General features: G+C 73.3%; 14 protein-coding genes and 1 riboswitch. Of the genes, 7 read left to right on the top strand and 7 right to left on the bottom strand.

Going from position 1 to position 16,562, the window contains the following annotated elements; genetic code table 11:
• Positions 1-34: 34 nt before the first annotated feature.
• The gene (locus ACFWWU_RS01770) at positions 35-109 is read right to left on the bottom strand and encodes a 50S ribosomal protein bL37 (RefSeq protein ID WP_015034725.1); all 75 of its coding nucleotides are present in this window, start codon (positions 107-109) and stop codon (positions 35-37) included.
• Between the two features lie 99 nt (positions 110-208).
• Between ACFWWU_RS01770 and ACFWWU_RS01765 the strand changes: the two genes are divergently transcribed.
• On the top strand, positions 209-886 hold the full coding sequence (locus ACFWWU_RS01765; protein ID WP_384137755.1) for a hypothetical protein: 678 nt from the start codon (positions 209-211) through the stop codon (positions 884-886).
• 50 nt (positions 887-936) lie between these two features.
• Here ACFWWU_RS01765 and ACFWWU_RS01760 read toward each other — a convergent pair whose 3' ends face one another.
• The gene (locus ACFWWU_RS01760) at positions 937-1,509 is read right to left on the bottom strand and encodes a GNAT family N-acetyltransferase (protein ID WP_384137753.1); all 573 of its coding nucleotides are present in this window, start codon (positions 1,507-1,509) and stop codon (positions 937-939) included.
• 42 nt (positions 1,510-1,551) lie between these two features.
• Positions 1,552-2,676 (bottom strand): cobalt-precorrin-5B (C(1))-methyltransferase, encoded by a 1,125-nt coding sequence (locus ACFWWU_RS01755; protein WP_384137751.1) that lies wholly within the window; start codon positions 2,674-2,676, stop codon positions 1,552-1,554.
• 12 nt (positions 2,677-2,688) lie between these two features.
• On the opposite strand from ACFWWU_RS01755, the gene ACFWWU_RS01750 reads away from it, so the two are divergent.
• Positions 2,689-3,420 (top strand): cobalt-precorrin-6A reductase, encoded by a 732-nt coding sequence (locus ACFWWU_RS01750; protein WP_384137749.1) that lies wholly within the window; start codon positions 2,689-2,691, stop codon positions 3,418-3,420.
• A gap of 3 nt (positions 3,421-3,423) precedes the next feature.
• On the opposite strand, the gene ACFWWU_RS01745 is transcribed toward ACFWWU_RS01750, so the two are convergent.
• Positions 3,424-4,833: a fibronectin type III domain-containing protein gene (locus ACFWWU_RS01745; protein WP_384137747.1), complete on the bottom strand. Its 1,410-nt coding sequence runs from the start codon at positions 4,831-4,833 to the stop codon at positions 3,424-3,426.
• A gap of 163 nt (positions 4,834-4,996) precedes the next feature.
• Between ACFWWU_RS01745 and ACFWWU_RS01740 the strand changes: the two genes are divergently transcribed.
• The 4 genes from ACFWWU_RS01740 (at position 4,997) to ACFWWU_RS01725 (ending at position 9,169) form a co-directional block, all read left to right on the top strand.
• On the top strand, positions 4,997-6,544 hold the full coding sequence (locus ACFWWU_RS01740; RefSeq protein ID WP_384137745.1) for a serine hydrolase: 1,548 nt from the start codon (positions 4,997-4,999) through the stop codon (positions 6,542-6,544).
• A gap of 174 nt (positions 6,545-6,718) precedes the next feature.
• A complete protein-coding gene (locus ACFWWU_RS01735) occupies positions 6,719-7,018 on the top strand; it encodes a hypothetical protein (protein WP_384137743.1) in 300 nt (99 codons plus the stop codon).
• A gap of 7 nt (positions 7,019-7,025) precedes the next feature.
• The gene (locus ACFWWU_RS01730; protein ID WP_384137741.1) at positions 7,026-8,621 is read left to right on the top strand and encodes an alpha/beta hydrolase; all 1,596 of its coding nucleotides are present in this window, start codon (positions 7,026-7,028) and stop codon (positions 8,619-8,621) included.
• Positions 8,622-8,644: 23 nt separating this feature from the next.
• Positions 8,645-9,169 (top strand): hypothetical protein, encoded by a 525-nt coding sequence (locus ACFWWU_RS01725; protein ID WP_384137740.1) that lies wholly within the window; start codon positions 8,645-8,647, stop codon positions 9,167-9,169.
• Positions 9,170-9,191: 22 nt separating this feature from the next.
• Here the strand turns inward: ACFWWU_RS01725 and ACFWWU_RS01720 are convergent, their stop codons facing one another.
• From ACFWWU_RS01720 to ACFWWU_RS01710, 3 genes are read right to left on the bottom strand one after another with little or no spacing between them, the layout of a single operon-like run.
• Positions 9,192-10,691 carry a precorrin-2 C(20)-methyltransferase gene (locus tag ACFWWU_RS01720; RefSeq protein WP_384137738.1) on the bottom strand — a complete coding sequence of 500 codons (1,500 nt, stop codon included), beginning with the start codon at positions 10,689-10,691 and terminating at the stop codon, positions 9,192-9,194.
• Entirely contained in the window at positions 10,688-11,341 is a 654-nt protein-coding gene (locus ACFWWU_RS01715) for a precorrin-8X methylmutase (RefSeq protein WP_384137736.1), read from the bottom strand. Before ACFWWU_RS01715 ends, ACFWWU_RS01720 begins: the two co-directional genes overlap by 4 nt.
• Positions 11,338-12,603, bottom strand: a complete 1,266-nt coding sequence (locus ACFWWU_RS01710; protein WP_384138406.1) for a cobalamin biosynthesis protein CobG — start codon at positions 12,601-12,603, stop codon at positions 11,338-11,340. Before ACFWWU_RS01710 ends, ACFWWU_RS01715 begins: the two co-directional genes overlap by 4 nt.
• Before the next feature lie 79 nt (positions 12,604-12,682).
• A riboswitch (cobalamin riboswitch) is annotated at positions 12,683-12,832 on the top strand.
• A 40-nt stretch (positions 12,833-12,872) separates the two neighbouring features.
• Between ACFWWU_RS01710 and cobN the strand changes: the two genes are divergently transcribed.
• On the top strand, positions 12,873-16,556 hold the full coding sequence (gene cobN / locus ACFWWU_RS01705) for a cobaltochelatase subunit CobN (protein WP_384137734.1): 3,684 nt from the start codon (positions 12,873-12,875) through the stop codon (positions 16,554-16,556).
• The last annotated feature ends 6 nt before the right edge of the window (positions 16,557-16,562 follow it).

The following is a 16,562-nucleotide window of genomic DNA, read 5'->3' as shown; positions in this document are numbered from 1 at the left end:
ACGGTGCCCGGGCCCCGCGCCCGGGGCGTTCACGTCAGGCGTTGGGACGCTTGCCGTGGTTCGCGTTCTTCTTCTTACGGGCGCGGCGCTTGTTGCCTCGCTTCGCCATGGGACTCCCTCTCGCTCGTGGGGGTATGTCCCGGTAAGCCTAGATTCGGGTCGAGGGGGTCGCACGTCGGCCGCCGGCGCCGTGCTGTCTCATGGACGGGTGACTGTCTACGACGTCGCCCGGGCGCTGCCGGGCATCGAGGAACTGCGCGACCACTCCCGGGGGCTCGCGATGCTGGACGCCGTCCTGAGCCCGGAGTGGGAGGGCAGGTACTACTCCTTCGACGCGCACTGGTCGGAGACCGAACAGCTGGCGTCCATGAAGGACGGTCAGGGCGGGGAGTACACGATCGTCCTCTCGCCCGCGGGGGCGTACGCGCGCGTCTTCGACCACGAGTCGCCGCTGAGCCCGTTCGGGCCCCTCGCTGACGGGCAGACCTGGCCCGGGGTGCTCGACGGCGTCCCGGAGGCGTTCGAGGAGTACCTGACGGAGCCCGCGTTCACCGACGAGGACGGCGTGCACGTCACCACCGCCTGCCTGTGGCGCGAGACCGCGGACACGGCCTGGCGGACGGGGCCGGTCACCTTCCCGGACCTGGGCGGCCACGAGGACCCGGACGGCTCCGGCCGCCTCCTCCACCTGCTCACGGACCGCTCGGCCGAGGCGTACGCGGAGTGGGCCTCGGACTACTACGCACGGCCCGTCGACCTCGGAGCCGTACGGCACGTCCTCGCCCTGCGCCCGCTGACCCCGGAGATCGTGGCGGCCCTCAACCCGGAGACGGACCTCGCCGGCCTCGCGGAGGACGTACGGGAGATCGGCTACCCGGCCGCCTGAACGCCGATACGGTGCGGAGGCGCCGCACCCGAGGCACGACCGCGACCGGCTCAGGGAGCCGGTCGACCGGCGGCCCGGGCCGCCGCCCACTCCGGCGCCAGCACCGACATCACCGTCGCGTCCACCCGCTCGCCCTCCCACAGCAGCGCCCCGCGCAGGACGCCCTCGGCCGTGAAGCCGGCCTTCTCGTAGGCGCGGCGGGCGCGGGGGTTGAAGGCGTAGACCTCCAGATGGATGCGGTACAGGCCGAGCGCCTCGAAGCCGTGGCCGACGATCAGGCGCGTCGCCTCCGTGCCGAGGCCCCGGCCGACCGCGTCCGGGACGAAGCCGATGCGGAAGGAGCAGCTCTCGTTGTCCTCGTCCCACTCGTTGAGCACGGCCTCGCCGACGACCCGGCCCGTCGCCCGCTCCACGACGGCGAGGTCGAGCCGGTCGTCCCGCGCGCCCCGGGACCCGTACCACTTCCGCAGCGCCGGCTCGTCGAAACGCGTGTGGCCGCCGGTCAGCCGCCTGATCTCCTCGTCCTCGAAGAGCGGCAGCAGCGCGGGCACGTCGTCCTCCGTGACGGGACGGAGGACCACCAGATCACCGGTGAGGGTGGGCTTGTACGAGAAGTCGGTCATCCCCGGATTCTCGACGGCCGCCCGGCGTGCTGTCGCGGCGATTTACGCGCCGGGGCCCCGTACCGACGAGCGGCCCACGACCGTGCCCGCGCGGTCGATGCAGATCACGTCCACCGCGACCGGCGCGCCCCGCAGGACCGCGAGGGACTCGTCGCGGGCGCGGGCGGCGACGAGGTCGCCGAGAGGCACGCCGGCGGCCTCGCAGAGGCGGAGCGCGGCGAGGCCCGTGTTGGCCTCGGCGATCTCGGATGCGAGGGCTTCGGAGGCGCCGCCGGTGCGGGCCAGGTCGGCGAGGAAGCCCTTGTCGACCTGGGAGCGGGCCGAGTGGAGGTCGAGATGGCCCGCGGCCAGCTTGGAGAGCTTGGCGAAGCCGCCGCAGACCGTGAGCCGGCCCACGGGGTGGCGGCGGATGTACTTGAGGACCGCGCCCGCGAAGTCGCCCATGTCGAGGAGGGCGATCTCCGGCAGCTCGTACATCCCGGCGACCGTGCGCTCGGAGGTCGAGCCGGTGCAGCCGGCGACGTGCGTGAGGCCGCCCGCGCGGGCCACGTCCACGCCCCGGCGGATGGAGTCGATCCACGCCGAGCAGGAGTAGGGGACGACGACACCGGTCGTGCCGAGGATCGACAGGCCGCCGAGGATGCCGATCCGCGGGTTCCAGGTGGAGCGGGCGATCTCGGCGCCGTCGTCGACGGAGACGGTGATCTCGACGTCCCCGGGCGCCCCGTGCCGCGCCGCGACCCCGGCGACGTGCTCGCGCATCAGCTGCCGGGGCACGGGGTTGATCGCGGGCTCGCCGACCTCCAGGGGGAGGCCGGGCAGGGTGACCGTGCCGACGCCCTCGCCCGCCCGGAAGACGACGCCAGAGCCGGGCGGCAGGAGCCGTACGGTCGAGCGGATCACCGCGCCGTGCGTGACGTCGGGGTCGTCGCCCGCGTCCTTCACGACGGCCGCCATGGCCGTACCGCCGGCCAGGGATTCGGCGGTGAGCGCGAACGCGGGCGTCTGCCCCTTCGGCAGCGTGATCGTCACCGGGTCGGGGAACTCGCCGGTCAGGAGCGCGGTGTACGCGGCGGTCGTCGCCGCCGTCGCACAGGCACCGGTCGTCCACCCCGGGCGCAGACCGGTGTGCTTGAGTTGGGCCTCGCGCCCGCCGCCCGACGTCATGAAGAGGCTCCTGTGCACATACTCATTCTCGGCGGGACCACCGAGGCCCGCGCGCTCGCGGGTCTGCTGGACGCCGAGACCGGCGTACGGGTCACCAGCTCCCTCGCGGGCCGGGTGGCGAACCCCCGGCTGCCGGCCGGGGAGGTCCGGATCGGCGGGTTCGGCGGCGCGGACGGTCTCGCGGCCTGGCTGCGCGAGCACGCCGTGGACGCGGTCATCGACGCCACCCATCCCTTCGCCGAGCGGATCAGCTTCAACGCGGCCCGGGCGGCCGCCACCGCCCATGTTCCCCTGCTGGCGCTGCGCCGTCCCGGCTGGGTCCCGGTGGCGGGCGACGACTGGCACTCCGCGGCCTCCCTGGAGGAGGCGGCCGGGGCCCTGGACGGTCTCGGCGACCGGGTCTTCCTGACCACGGGCCGCCTGGGCCTCGCGGCCTTCGCGGACCGCCCCGAGTGGTTCCTGGTCCGCTCGGTCGACGCCCCGGACGCCCCGATGCCGGCCCGCACCGAGATCCTCCTCGACCGGGGCCCCTTCACCCTGGACGGCGAGCGGGAGCTCCTCGCCCGCCACCGGGTCGACGTCCTGGTGACGAAGGACAGCGGCGGCGCGGCGACGGCCCCGAAACTGACCGCGGCCCGCGAGGCGGACATCCCGGTCGTCGTGGTCCGCCGCCCCCCGGTCCCGGAGGGCGTACGCACGGCGGCGACCCCCGAGGAGGCCGCCGCCTGGGCGCTGCGGGGCTGAGACCTACGGGGCCTCGGGCGTGCCGAGTTCGGTGACCTCGACCCATTTCATGGCCGGGTCCATCGGGTCGATCGAGTTGTTCCAGGTGTCGATCGCGATCACGCCGTAGAGCACGGTCTCGCCGTCGGCCGCGCTCTCGTGGAGGAACGACGTCGCGTCCTTCGTGAGGAGCGTGACGTTGTGCGCGAGCCAGCCCGTGGTGCCCTCGCCGTCGTCGTACCACTCGGCCTTGTAGACCGAGTAGAGCTTGATGTCGGGCTCGGGGTTCGGCGTCCACTCCACGAGCACGCCGTCCTCGCGCGGGGTCGCCTTGAGCCCGGTGACCGGCGCGGGGGCGACGAGGTCGCCGCTGCGGGTGAACGAGGCCGTGGCGGCGGCGGAGACGTTCCCGGTCCGGTCCACGGCCCGGACCGTGTACGTGTACCTCGTGCCGGGCGTCAACCACTCATCGCTGTACGCGGGTTCGGTGACCGTGTCGACGAGCGTGCCGTCGCTGTACACGCGGTACGCGGCCACGTCCGCGGCCGTGGGGGCGGTCCACCGCAGATCGACGCCCCGGCGGGCGTTCTCCACCGCCGTCAGGCGGGTCGGCGCGCCCGGAGCCGTACGGTCCACGGAGGTGATGGGGAGGTCGACGGTGCCGGTGGACTCGTTGCCCGCCCTGTCCACGGCACGGATCTCGTACGCGTACGCCTGGCCGGTGGGCGGGGGGCTGTTGGTGAAGGTGGTGGTGGTGAGCGGTGAGGTGGTGCCGCCGACGCGGGACCAGGCGGTGGTGCCGGTGAGACGCCGGTAGACGCGGTAACCGGCGAGGTCCATCTCCTTGTTCGCCGTCCAGCGCGTGGTGACCTTGTTGAGGGTCTTGTCGTAGGCGATCGTGAAGCCGGCCGGCGCGAGCGGGCGGACCTTGTCGGTCGTCGCCGAAGTGATCGGCGCGTAGCCGAACTTGACGTTCGCGGCGCCCGTCCAGGTCGCGTAGTGGACCGTGAGGGTGTGGCGGCCCGCCGGGATCGTGACGTTGACGGTCTTCTTCTGGGTCGTGGAGACGTTCTTCCAGAGGTCGATCTTGCGGACGCCGTCGAGGCTGACGCGGATGCCGTCCTGCGCCTCCGCCGTGAACGTGAAGGGGCCGCCGGAGCCGAAGTCGCGGGTGAGGGTCCAGCGGACGCCGAAGTTGTCCTTGGGCAGCGTGGTGACGGCCGGGTCGCCGAGGCCGTAGTTCTCGGCGATGACGCTGTCGCAGGTGACCAGCTTGGGCGTGCCCGTGAGCGTGGTGTTGGCGTAGTAGTCCGCCTTCCACAGCGGGGAGGCACAGGTGACGGCCGCTGCGGCCGGGGTGGCGGTCAGCAGACCGCCGGATGCGACGAGGGCGGCCGTGGTGGCCAGCGCGCTCAGCCGGGTACGAGTGATCACGAAGAGTGGGGCCCTTTCCGGACCTGCGGGGGAGACCTGCGGGGAACAGACGACGCGTGGGGGAAGGGGCGGTGCGGGTGGGGCCGGTGTTCCGCCGGAGGGGGACTTTACCGGCCCGTTCCTTCCGCGCGACAGGGGATTCGGCTCGGCGTTCAATGGAGGGGTGGGTACCGTCCGCTGGCTGGTCACGGCGGGGCTCGTGGCGCTGCTGGGCGCCGCGCCGAGCCCCTCGCCCACTCCCGATCCGCCGCCTCCGCAGCCGCCTCCCGTGCTCGACCGGGCGGACGTGGACCGGGCGGTCGGCCGGCTCGACGCCACGGTCACGGAGCTGATGAAGCGCACCGGGGTGCCCGGCGTCTCCGTCGCCGTCGTGTACGAGGACCGGGTCGTCGTCGTGAAGGGGTACGGGGTCCGCGAGGTCGGCAAGGACGCCCGGGTCGACGCCGACACGGTCTTCCAGCTGGCCTCGGTGTCGAAGCCGATCGCGTCGACGGTCGTCTCCGGTGCCGTCGGCGTCGAGGGCTGGCAGCGTCCCGTCGCGTCCGACCTGAAGGAGTTCCGGCTGAAGGACCCGTGGGTGAGTTCCCACGCGACGGTCGCCGACCTGTTCTCGCACCGCAGCGGCCTGCCCGACCACGCGGGCGACCTCCTGGAGGACCTCGGCTACGACCAGGAGTACATCCTGTCCCACCTGCGGTACGAGCCCCTCGCGCCCTTCCGCGCGAGCTACGCGTACACCAACTTCGGTCTGACGGCGGCCGCCGAGGCCGTGGCCGCGCGGGAGGGCGTGCCGTGGGAGAAGCTCGCCGAGGACACGCTCTACAAGCCCGCCGGGATGAACGACACCAGCTCCCGCTTCGAGGACTTCGCCGACAACGCCGACCGCGCCGTCGGCCACGTACAAGAGCCGGACGGCAGCTGGAAGGCGCGGTACGTCCGCGACCCGGACGCCCAGTCACCGGCGGGCGGCGTCAGCTCCTCGGCCAACGACATGGCGACCTGGCTCCGACTCCAGCTGGCGAACGGCGAGCTCGACGGGCGCCGGATCGTCGACGAGGACGCCCTGCTCGTCACCCACCACCCCCAGACCGTGTCCTCGCCGCCCCACGCACCGGCGGGCCGGACCGGTTTCTACGGCCTCGGCTGGAACGTGTCGTACGACGACGAGGGCCGGCTGCGCCTCTCGCACACCGGGGCGTTCGCGCTCGGCGCGCACACCAACGTCACGATGCTGCCGGGCGAGCAGCTCGGGATCGTCGTCCTCACCAACGGCGCTCCGGCCGGTGTCGCGGACACCGTCGCGCTCGACTTCTTCGACACCGCGCAGGACGGCGAGCCGAGCCGGGACTGGCTGCCGCTGGTCGACGGCATCTACCAGCAGCAGGAGGAGGCGGGCCGTTCGGAGACGGACTTCGCGAAGCCGCCCGCCGACGCCACCGCCGCGAAGGCCGCCGACGCCTACACCGGGACGTACGCCAACGACTACTACGGCAAACTGACGGTGGCCGAGGAGGACGGCGGCCTGGTGCTGAAGCTGGGGCCGGAACCCCAGTCGTACCGGCTCACGCACTACGACGGGAACACGTTCAGCTTCCCGACGCGCGGCGAGAACGCCGTCGGTCCGACCGGCGTCACGTTCTCCCCGGACGGGAAGACCGTCCGCGTCGAGTACCTGGACCAGGAGGGTCTGGGCACCTTCACCCGCGACTGACCGCGGATCGCCAAGAGGCGGCGGCTCGGGTGCAGTTGCGAACGGCGCCACCGCGCCGACCCATGCGGTGAGCGGGGAGATCACAGTTTCGGCTTTGCTCTTGATCACGACTGGGTGGGGTCGGCTAGTCTCGCCCGGGTATCGGAAGCATGGCGTGCGTATCGGGGGACACACGTGGGTTGGGATCTCAACGTCTCGGCGGGGGAACTGCGGGCTTCGGCCGGCGCCGCCGACGCTCTGGCGGCGGACTTGCAGGAGCCGCTGCGCAAGGCGGGCGCCGATCTGGCGTCGGCCGCCGCGGCCTTCGGGCCGTGGACCGTGGGCCCGCGGATGTCGCAGACCGGCGAGGGCTGGGGCTCGGGCCTGGAGACCCTACGGGGCCGGCTCACCGAGCACGCGAACGGGCTCCGCCATCTCGCCGACGGGCGCGACGTCATGGAGCAGGACGTCATCTCCTGCTTCCAGGGCTGGTGACGGCGCCGTGACGGAGCACTTCGCCCAGTTGATGAAGCAGGACTTCGCGGACCTGGACAGTGCCGTGGGCTCCTGGAAGAAGCTCGCCGACGCCCTGTCGCAGACGCAGACGGGCAGCGGCAGGCGGGTGACCGGACCGCTGCACAAGGCGGGCTGGACCGGCGTCAGTGCCACGTACGGCCTCGAAGCGATGGAGGCCACGGAGAGCAAGCTCGGGACGGGCCGCACCAACGCCCAGCTGATCGCCACCACCCTGGACACCCTCAACACGAAGATGCAGGCGGCCCAGCGCAAGCTGCGCGCCGCCGTCGCCGACGCGGAGGCCGCGGGCCACACCGTCCGCGACGACGGCTGGGTCGAGCCCAAGCAGGCCGTGGACCCGAAGTACCACAACGACCCGGACTACGCGGACGTCCAGCGCGACGCCAACTCCGGGCTCGGCGGCTTCCGCGCCCGGATCGACGCGGCCGTGGCGGAGGCGGAGGCGGCGAGCAACGAGGGCGCCGAAGTCCTGCGCCAGATCGACCCCTTCGACCTCGACAAGCGCTACGGCGGCGCCCATGCCCAGGAGGACGCGGCCCGGGTCGCCGCCTTCGCGGGCATCGACAAGAAGGACATCCCCGACGGCACGGACCCGCAGCGCTCGGCGGACTGGTGGAAGGGTCTGGACGAGGAGGAGAAGCGCCTGTACCTGGCGGCGTACCCGGAGCAGGTCGGCGGCCTCGACGGCCTGCCCGCGACCACCCGCGACCAGGCCAACCGGACCGTGCTCGACATGCGCCTCAACGACTACGCGCTGCGCGAGGGCGATCTCGGCTACCACGACCGCTCCAGTTACCAGGGCCTGCAGAAGCTGAAGGACCGGATGGACAAGTCGGACACGGCCCCGGAACACAAGCAGCTCCACCTGTTGGGCTTCAGCACGGAGGGGGACGGCAGGGCGATCGTCTCGGTCGGCAACCCGGACAAGGCGGCGCACACGGCGGTGTCGGTGCCGGGGACGGACAACCAGCTCGACAACTTCACCGACTCGATCGACCGGGCCGAGAAGCTGCAGGACGCGGCCGGTGAGCGCACCCCGGGCCAGGGCAAGGATGTCGCCGTCATCGCCTGGCTCGACTACGACGCCCCCGAGCTGGACCTCGGCGTCACCACGCCGGGCCGGGCCGAGGACGACGCCGAGACCCTCCGCGACTTCACTCACGGACTGCGCGCCTCGCACGAGGGTGAGCGGACCCACATGACCGTCGTCGGGCACAGCTACGGCTCCACCATGGTGGGCACGGCCGATTCCGGCGGCCGGGGACTGGACACCGATGACATGATCGTCGTCGGCAGCCCGGGCCTCAACGTGGACCGGGCCGACCAGCTCCACGTCTCGCCCTCCCGGCTCTGGGTCGGCGCGGCGCCGGACGACGGCGTCGTGAACTGGACCGCGGACAAGACCCTCGGGGAGAACCCGGCCGACCCCGCCTTCGGCGGCCGGCAGATGTACGTCGACACCAGCGGCCACAGTGGCTACTGGAACGACGACAGCCAGAGCCTGGCGAACCAGGGGCGCATCATCGCCGGGAAGCAGCCGGAGAGCGGTCCCGCCTCATGACGCCCGCGACCCGGAGGAGTCCCGTGACCCGACCCGTGATCCGGAGGGCCTCGCTCGCCCTCGTACCCGTACTCGTACTGCTCCTGGGGGGCTGTGTGTCCGACGAAGCGAAGAACGATCCGCTGCCCCGCATGAGCAAGGAGAAGGCGGAGGAGTGGGCCGAGCACTGGACGAGTTCCATGGCGCGCACGGCCGAGGCGGAGATCGTCGCGTCGACCCGGCAGGCGAACTTCTCCAACTGCCTCGGCAAGGGCGGGGAGTCGGCGAGCGACGGCCGCTTCACCCTGCGGTACAACCTCCGCGCGAAGCTGCCCAGGGACCGGCAGGCGGCGGGCATCCGCGCGATCAAGGACGAGCTGGAGAAGCAGGGCTTCGAGATCCAGGGCTACCGGTCAGACCCGGCCAAGGATCCCGTGAACCTGGTCGACGCCAGGCAGCCGGACCAGCGCTTCGCCGTCTCCGCGGAGGACCTGGACGACCAGCTGATCGTGCTCGTCGTGAGCACCCCCTGCCTCCTGCCGCCCGACGCCGAGCAGCAGGAGTTCTGACCTCCGTCGGTCGTCGGGGCCGTCAGCCGTAGCGGCGCGGGGTCCAGGCGATCGTGCGGCCGTCGGCCCGCTCGACCGCCCGCGTCTGCGAGGAGCCGACGAGGAGCAGGGTGCGCATGTCGACTTCGGACGGCTCCAGGGTCTTCAGGGTCACCACCCGGACCGACTGCTCGGGGCCGCCGACGTCGCGGGCGACGACCACCGGCGTCTCCGGGGAGCGGAGCTCCAGGAGGAGCTCGCGGGCCGCGGCCACCTGGTGCGTACGGGACTTGGAGCCCGGGTTGTAGAGGGCGATGACCAGGTCGGCGCCGGCGGCGGCGCGCAGCCGGGCCTCGATGACGTCCCACGGCTTGAGCCGGTCGGAGAGCGAGATGGTGGCGTAGTCGTGGCCGAGCGGGGCGCCCGCCGCCGCGGCGGCCGCGTTGGCGGCGGTCACGCCCGGCAGGACCCGTACGGGAACGTCCGCGTACGCGGGCTCGCAGGCGACCTCCAGGACGGCGGTGGCCATCGCGAAGACGCCCGGGTCGCCGCCGGAGACGACCGCGACCCTGTGGCCGCGCTTGGCCAGGTCGAGCGCGAACTCGGCCCGCTCCGACTCGACCTTGTTGTCGGAGCCGTGCCGGATCTGCCCGGGGCGCAGCACGGGCACCCGGTCCAGGTAGGTGGTGTAGCCGACGAGGACGTCGGCGTTGACGAGCGCGCCGCGCGACTCGGGCGTCAGCCAGGGCGCGCCGGCCGGGCCGGTGCCGACGACGACGACCTCGCCCCGCTCCCGTACCGGAAGCTCCTGGTCGACGCGGGAGGGGAGGACCGCGACGGAGAAGTACGGGACGGAGTCCGGGTCCACCTCCGCCAGCTTCTCCGTCCGCTCGCCCGCCATGAACGCCCGCTCCACGTACCGCGCGTCCTCAAGCCGGCCCGCCCGCTCCAGGGCGCGCTTCACGGTGGGGAAGGTGCGGCCGAGCTTCATCACGACCGCCGAGTCGGTGCCCGCGAGGCGGGCCGTCAGCTCGTCCTCCGGCAGGGTGCCGGGGATGATCGTGAGGACCTCCTCCGCCTCGCACAGCGGCTCGCCGAGCCGGGCGGCGGCGGCGCTCACCGAGGTGACGCCGGGGATGACGGTCGTGTCGTAGCGGTCCGCGAGCCGCTTGTGCATGTGCTGGTACGAGCCGTAGAAGAGCGGGTCGCCCTCGGCGAGGACGGCGACCGTGCGGCCGGCGTCGAGGTGGGCGGCGAGGCGGGCCGCGGCCTCCTCGTAGAAGTCGTTCAGGGCGCCCCGGTAGCCGCCGGGGTGGTCCGTGGTCTCCACGGTGAGCGGGTACATGAGCCGCTCCTCGACGTGGTCCTCGCGGATGTGCTCGGCGGCGATGGAGCGGGCTATCGAGCGGCCGTGGCGGGCCGAGTGGTACGCGACGACGTCGGCGGCGGCGATGGCCTTCACCGCGGCGACGGTCATCAGGTTCGGGTCGCCGGGGCCGAGCCCGACCCCGTACAGCTTCCCGGTGTTCGTAGCCGTGCTCATGCCTGGATCTCCGCTTCGTGGGCGAGGGCGTTGATCGCGGCGGCGGTCATCGCGCTGCCGCCGCGCCGGCCCCGTACGACGAGGTAGTCGAGGTCCAGGGCGTTGGCGGCGAGCGCGTCCTTGGACTCGGCGGCGCCGATGAAGCCGACCGGTATGCCGAGGACGGCGGCGGGCCTTCCGGCGCCCTTCGCGATCATCTCCAGGAGGTGGAAGAGGGCGGTGGGGGCGTTGCCGATGGCGACGACGGAGCCTTCGAGGCGGTCCCGCCACAGTTCGAGCGCGGCGGCGGAGCGGGTGGTGCCGAGGTCGGCGGCGAGGCCCGGCACGGCCGGGTCGGAGAGCGTGCAGACCACCTCGTTGTCGGCGGGCAGCCGTTTGCGGGTGACGCCGCTGGCGACCATCTGCGCGTCGCAGAGGATCGGGGCGCCGGCGCGCAGGGCCTCGCGGGCGGTCGCGACGACCTGGGGGGAGTACGCGATGTCCTGGACGAGGTCGGTCATGCCGCAGGCGTGGATCATCCGGACCGCCACCTGGGCGACGTCGGCGGGCAGGCCCGCGAGCTCCGCCTCGGCGCGGATCGTGGCAAAGGACCGGCGGTAGATCTCCGCCCCGTCCTTCTCGTAGTCGAACATCCTGGTGCTCTCGCTCATCTCGTCGTCGTGCCGGTGGTGGTCCGGGCCGTGGTCACTGCTTCGGGCAGGGCGGTACGGGGGGTGGGGGCGCCGTCCACCAGGTAGGCGCCGTCGGCGGTGGCGACGACGTCGACCCAGGTGCCGTGCGGATGCCCGCAGCGGCGCTCGCACCCGGAGAAGTGGACGGGGAGGCCGAGGGCGGACCCCGGGGCCGCGTCCTCGCGGACGTCCGCGAGGGACTTGGCGCACCCGGGCCGCCCGGTGCAGGCGCTGACGCCCGCCCAGGGGGAGTCGGGCCGGGTGATCAGCCCGGAGGCGGCGAGGGCGGCGAGCCGGTCGGTCCCGGGTCCCGTCGACCCGGGTTCCGCCGCCCCGACGACGACCGCGCCGCGCCACGGCGTCAGCCGTACCTCCTCGGCGGGCAGCAGCGCGCGCAGTTGGGCGGCGGTGAGGCGGCCGAGGGGCGCCAGGACGTACAGGGCGGTGGCGCCGAGGCGCCCGGGCGCGAGGGGCGCGCCCTCAAGGAGGTGGGGCGTGGGTACGGGCTCCGCCGCGATCCCCGCGCGGTCGAGCGCGCCCGCCACGTCAGGGGCGCACCCCTCGGGCAGCTCCCGCACCCGCCAGGCCCCGTTCCCGGCCGCGCGGGCGGCGTCCAGGAAGGCTCGGGCGGCGGCGAGCGCGGCCCGGGGAGCGTCGGCTCCGGCGACCCGGAAGGCCCGCCCGCCGACGCACAGCCGCACCGCGTCCGGCTCCACTGCGACCAAGGTCACATCGCCGCCGAGTCCCGCCACGTCACCGCGCCCGTCGTCGAGGACGAACAGGAAACGGCCGGAAAGCGCCGCCGCCCAGGGCTCGGCGCACAGCAGGGTGTCCAGCTCACGGGCCCACAACTGGACCTCGGGGCCGCCGAGTCCGTCGAGGCCGGCGGCCGGCGAGGCCACGATGTTGCGGACGCGTTCGTGGGTGGGGGAGGGCAGCAGGCCCGCTTCCGCGAGCAGCGCGGCGAGTTCCGCCCCGCAGTCGTCCGCGAGGCGGCGCAGCTCCGCGTTCCCCCGGGAGGTGACGCTGATCCGCCCGTCGCCGAGGGACTCCGCCGCAGCGGCGAGCGCCTCGACCTGACGTGCCGTCAAGCGTCCTGCGGGCAGCCGCAGTCGGGCCAGCCGGCCGTCGTCGGCGGCGTGCAGGCGCAGCGCCCCGGGGCAGGCGTCGCCACGGTCCCGTATGCGAGCTTCGTCCCGTTCGGGCGTCGGGGGTGGGGTGGGCGGCATGGCGGCGAGCATACCCACGGGGAACCGGGCCACCACCGAGTGTGATCCGGCCGACTCCACGGCCCGCCCCGCCGCGCCGACGTCACGATCTAGGATGCAGATCGGCATGGGGTCCCTGGACCCCGGGGAGGAAGCCCGGTGAGAATCCGGCGCGGTCCCGCCACTGTGAGCCTGCCCGGGCTGTGCGTCAGCACGATCCAGGGGCCGGTGAGTCAGGAACTCCCGCCGTCCACACGACCACCCGGGGCGCGGACAACCCCGAGGAAGGGCCTGCGCACGCCATGCTTCTGCTGCTGTCGCACTCCGACACCGACCTGCTCAGTGCCCGCGCGGCGAACGCCGCCTCGGCCGAGGGAGCCGGCGGCCCGGTGGAGTACCGCTTCGCCAACCCCTCCCGGCTGCCCCTCGCCGAACTCCCCGGCCTCCTCGACGGCGTCGAGCTCGTCGTCGTCCGCCTCCTGGGCGGCATCCGCTCCTGGGAGGAGGGGATCGACGCGATCCGCGCCACCGGAAAGCCGGTCGTCGTGCTCAGCGGCGAACAGGCCCCCGACGCCCAGCTGATGGAGACCTCGACCGTCCCCGTCGGCGTCGCCACCGAGGCGCACGCCTACCTCGCGCACGGCGGCCCCGGGAACCTGGAACAGCTGGCCCGCTTCCTCTCCGACACCGTCCTCCTCACCGGCCACGGCTTCGAGGCCCCGGCGGCGGCCCCCACCTGGGGCCCGCTGGAGCGCGAAGCCCGTCACACGGACGGCCCGACGATCGCGGTGCTCTACTACCGCGCCCACCACATGAGCGGGAACACCGCCTTCGTGGACACCCTCTGCGCGGCGATCGAGGACACCGGCGCGCAGGCGCTCCCGCTGTACGTGGCGTCCCTGCGCGCCCCCGAGGCGGAGCTGCTCGACCGGCTCCGCACGGCCGACGCGATCGTCACCACCGTCCTCGCGGCGGGCGGCACCAAGCCGGCCGAGGCGCAGGCCGGCGGCGACGAGGAGGCCTGGGACGCGGGCGCGCTCGCCGCGCTCGACGTACCGATCCTCCAGGCGCTGTGCCTGACCGGTTCGCGCGAGAACTGGGAGGAGAACGACGAGGGCCTGTCGCCGCTGGACGCGGCCAGCCAGGTCGCCGTGCCCGAGTTCGACGGCCGCCTCATCACCGTCCCGTTCTCCTTCAAGGAGATCGACGCGGACGGCCTGCCCGCGTACGTCGCGGACGCCGAGCGCGCCGCCCGGGTCGCCGGGATCGCGGTCCGCCACGCCCGGCTCCGCCACATCCCGAACGCCGAGAAGAAGCTGGCGCTCGTCCTCTCCGCGTACCCGACGAAGCACTCCCGCATCGGCAACGCGGTCGGTCTGGACACCCCGGCCTCCGCCGTCTCCCTCCTGCGGCGGCTGATCGCGGAGGGATACGACTTCGGCCCCGCCGAGGAGCTCCCCGGCCTGGTCTCCGGCGACGGCGACGAGCTGATCTACGCGCTCATCGACGCCGGCGGCCACGACCAGGACTGGCTGACGGAGGAGCAGCTCGCGCGCAACCCCGTCCGCATCCCGGCGGCCGACTACAAGCGCTGGTACGCGACTTTGCCCGAGGAGCTCCGCACGCACGTCGAGGAGCACTGGGGCCCGGCGCCCGGCGAGATGTTCCTCGACCGTTCCCGCAACCCGGAGGGCGACATCGTGCTCGCCGCCCTGCGCCGCGGGAACCTGCTGATCCTCATCCAGCCGCCGCGCGGCTTCGGCGAGAACCCGATCGCGATCTACCACGACCCCGATCTCCCGCCGTCCCACCACTACCTGGCCGCCTACCGCTGGATCGCCGCCCGCGCCGAGGACGGCGGCTTCGGCGCCGACGCCATGGTCCACCTGGGCAAGCACGGCAATCTGGAGTGGCTGCCCGGCAAGAACGCCGGCCTGTCCGCCGCCTGCGGCCCCGACGCGGCACTCGGCGACATCCCCCTGATCTACCCCTTCCTCGTCAACGACCCGGGCGAGGGCACGCAGGCCAAGCGGCGCGTGCACGCGACCCTCGTCGACCACCTGGTGCCGCCGATGGCGCGCGCCGAGTCGTACGGCGACATCGCGCGCCTGGAGCAGCTGCTCGACGAGTACGCGCAGATCTCCTCGATGGACCCGTCGAAGCTGCCCGCGATCCGCGCCCAGATCTGGACGCTGATCCAGGCGGCCAAGCTCGACCACGACCTGGGGCTCCAGGACCGCCCGGAGGACGACGGCTTCGACGACTTCCTGCTGCACGTCGACGGCTGGCTGTGCGAGGTCAAGGACGCCCAGATCCGCGACGGTCTGCACGTCCTGGGCGGCGCGCCGGAGGGCGAGGCCCGCGTCAACCTGGTCCTCTCGATCCTCCGCGCCCGCCAGATCTGGGGCGGCACGCAGGCGCTGCCGGGCCTGCGCGAGGCGCTGGGCCTGGACGAGTCGGCCATGGACCGGGCCCGGACCGACGACATCGAGGAGCGCGCCCGCCGGGTGGTCGAGGTGATGGAGGCCGCCGACTGGTCCGTGGACGCGATCACGGACGCCGCCATACAGGGCCTGGGCGCCCCGCCGATGGGCGGCACCGCGTACGGCATGCAGCTGGACTCCGTGAAGACGGTCCTCCGCTTCGCCTGCGAGCAGGTCGTGCCGCGCCTCGCCGGCACCACCGACGAGCTCACCCACGCGGTCCACGCCCTGAACGGCGGCTTCGTCCCGGCCGGCCCGTCCGGCTCCCCGCTCCGTGGCCTGGTCAACGTCCTGCCGACGGGCCGCAACTTCTACTCGGTGGACCCGAAGGCCGTCCCCTCCCGCCTGGCGTGGGAGACGGGCCAGGCACTCGCCGACTCGCTCCTGGAGCGCTACCGCACGGACAATGGCGAGTGGCCGACCTCCGTCGGTCTCTCCCTCTGGGGTACGAGCGCGATGCGGACCGCCGGCGACGACGTGGCCGAGGCGCTCGCCCTGCTCGGCGTCCGCCCGCTCTGGGACGACGCCTCGCGCCGGGTGAACGGCCTGGAGGCCATCCCCCTCGCTGAACTGAACCGCCCCCGGGTGGACGTGACGCTCCGCATCTCGGGCTTCTTCCGGGACGCGTTCCCCCACGTCATCGCCCTCCTGGACGACGCGGTACGCCTCGTCGCGGCCCTCGACGAACCGGCCGCGGACAACTACGTCCGGGCGCACGCACAGGCCGACCTGGCCGAGCACGGCGACGAGCGGCGCGCGACGACCCGCATCTTCGGCTCCCGGCCGGGGACGTACGGCGCGGGCATCCTCCAGCTGATCGACAGCCGCGACTGGCGCACGGACGCCGACCTCGCGGAGGTCTACACGGTGTGGGGCGGCTACGCCTACGGCCGAGGCCTCGAAGGCCGTCCGGCGCGCGCCGAGATGGAGACGGCGTACAAGCGGATCGCGGTCGCGGCCAAGAACACGGACACCCGTGAGCACGACATCGCCGACTCGGACGACTACTTCCAGTACCACGGCGGCATGGTGGCGACCGTCCGCGCGCTGAAGGGCACGGCCCCCGAGGCGTACATCGGCGACTCCACCCGCCCGGAGACGGTCCGCACGCGCACGCTGGTCGAGGAGACCTCCCGGGTCTTCCGCGCCCGCGTGGTGAACCCGCGCTGGATCGAGGCGATGCGCCGCCACGGCTACAAGGGCGCGTTCGAGCTGGCGGCGACGGTCGACTACCTCTTCGGCTACGACGCCACGACGGGCGTGGTCGCCGACTGGATGTACGACAAGCTCACCCAGGAGTACGTCCTCGACGCGGACAACCAGGCCTTCCTGAAGGAGGCCAACCCCTGGGCCCTGCACGGCATCGCGGAGCGCCTCCTCGAAGCCGAGTCCCGCGGCATGTGGGAGAAGCCGGACCCGGAGACCCTGGCCGCCCTGCGCCAGGTCTTCCTGGAGACGGAGGGCGACCTCGAAGGCGCCGGAGGTACCGACGAGGAGGAGTAACCCTCC

It is taken from the genome of Streptomyces sp. NPDC058650, from assembly GCF_042717315.1.
Taxonomy (GTDB): domain Bacteria; phylum Actinomycetota; class Actinomycetes; order Streptomycetales; family Streptomycetaceae; genus Streptomyces.
This window is presented reverse-complemented; position numbering and strand designations above follow the sequence as displayed.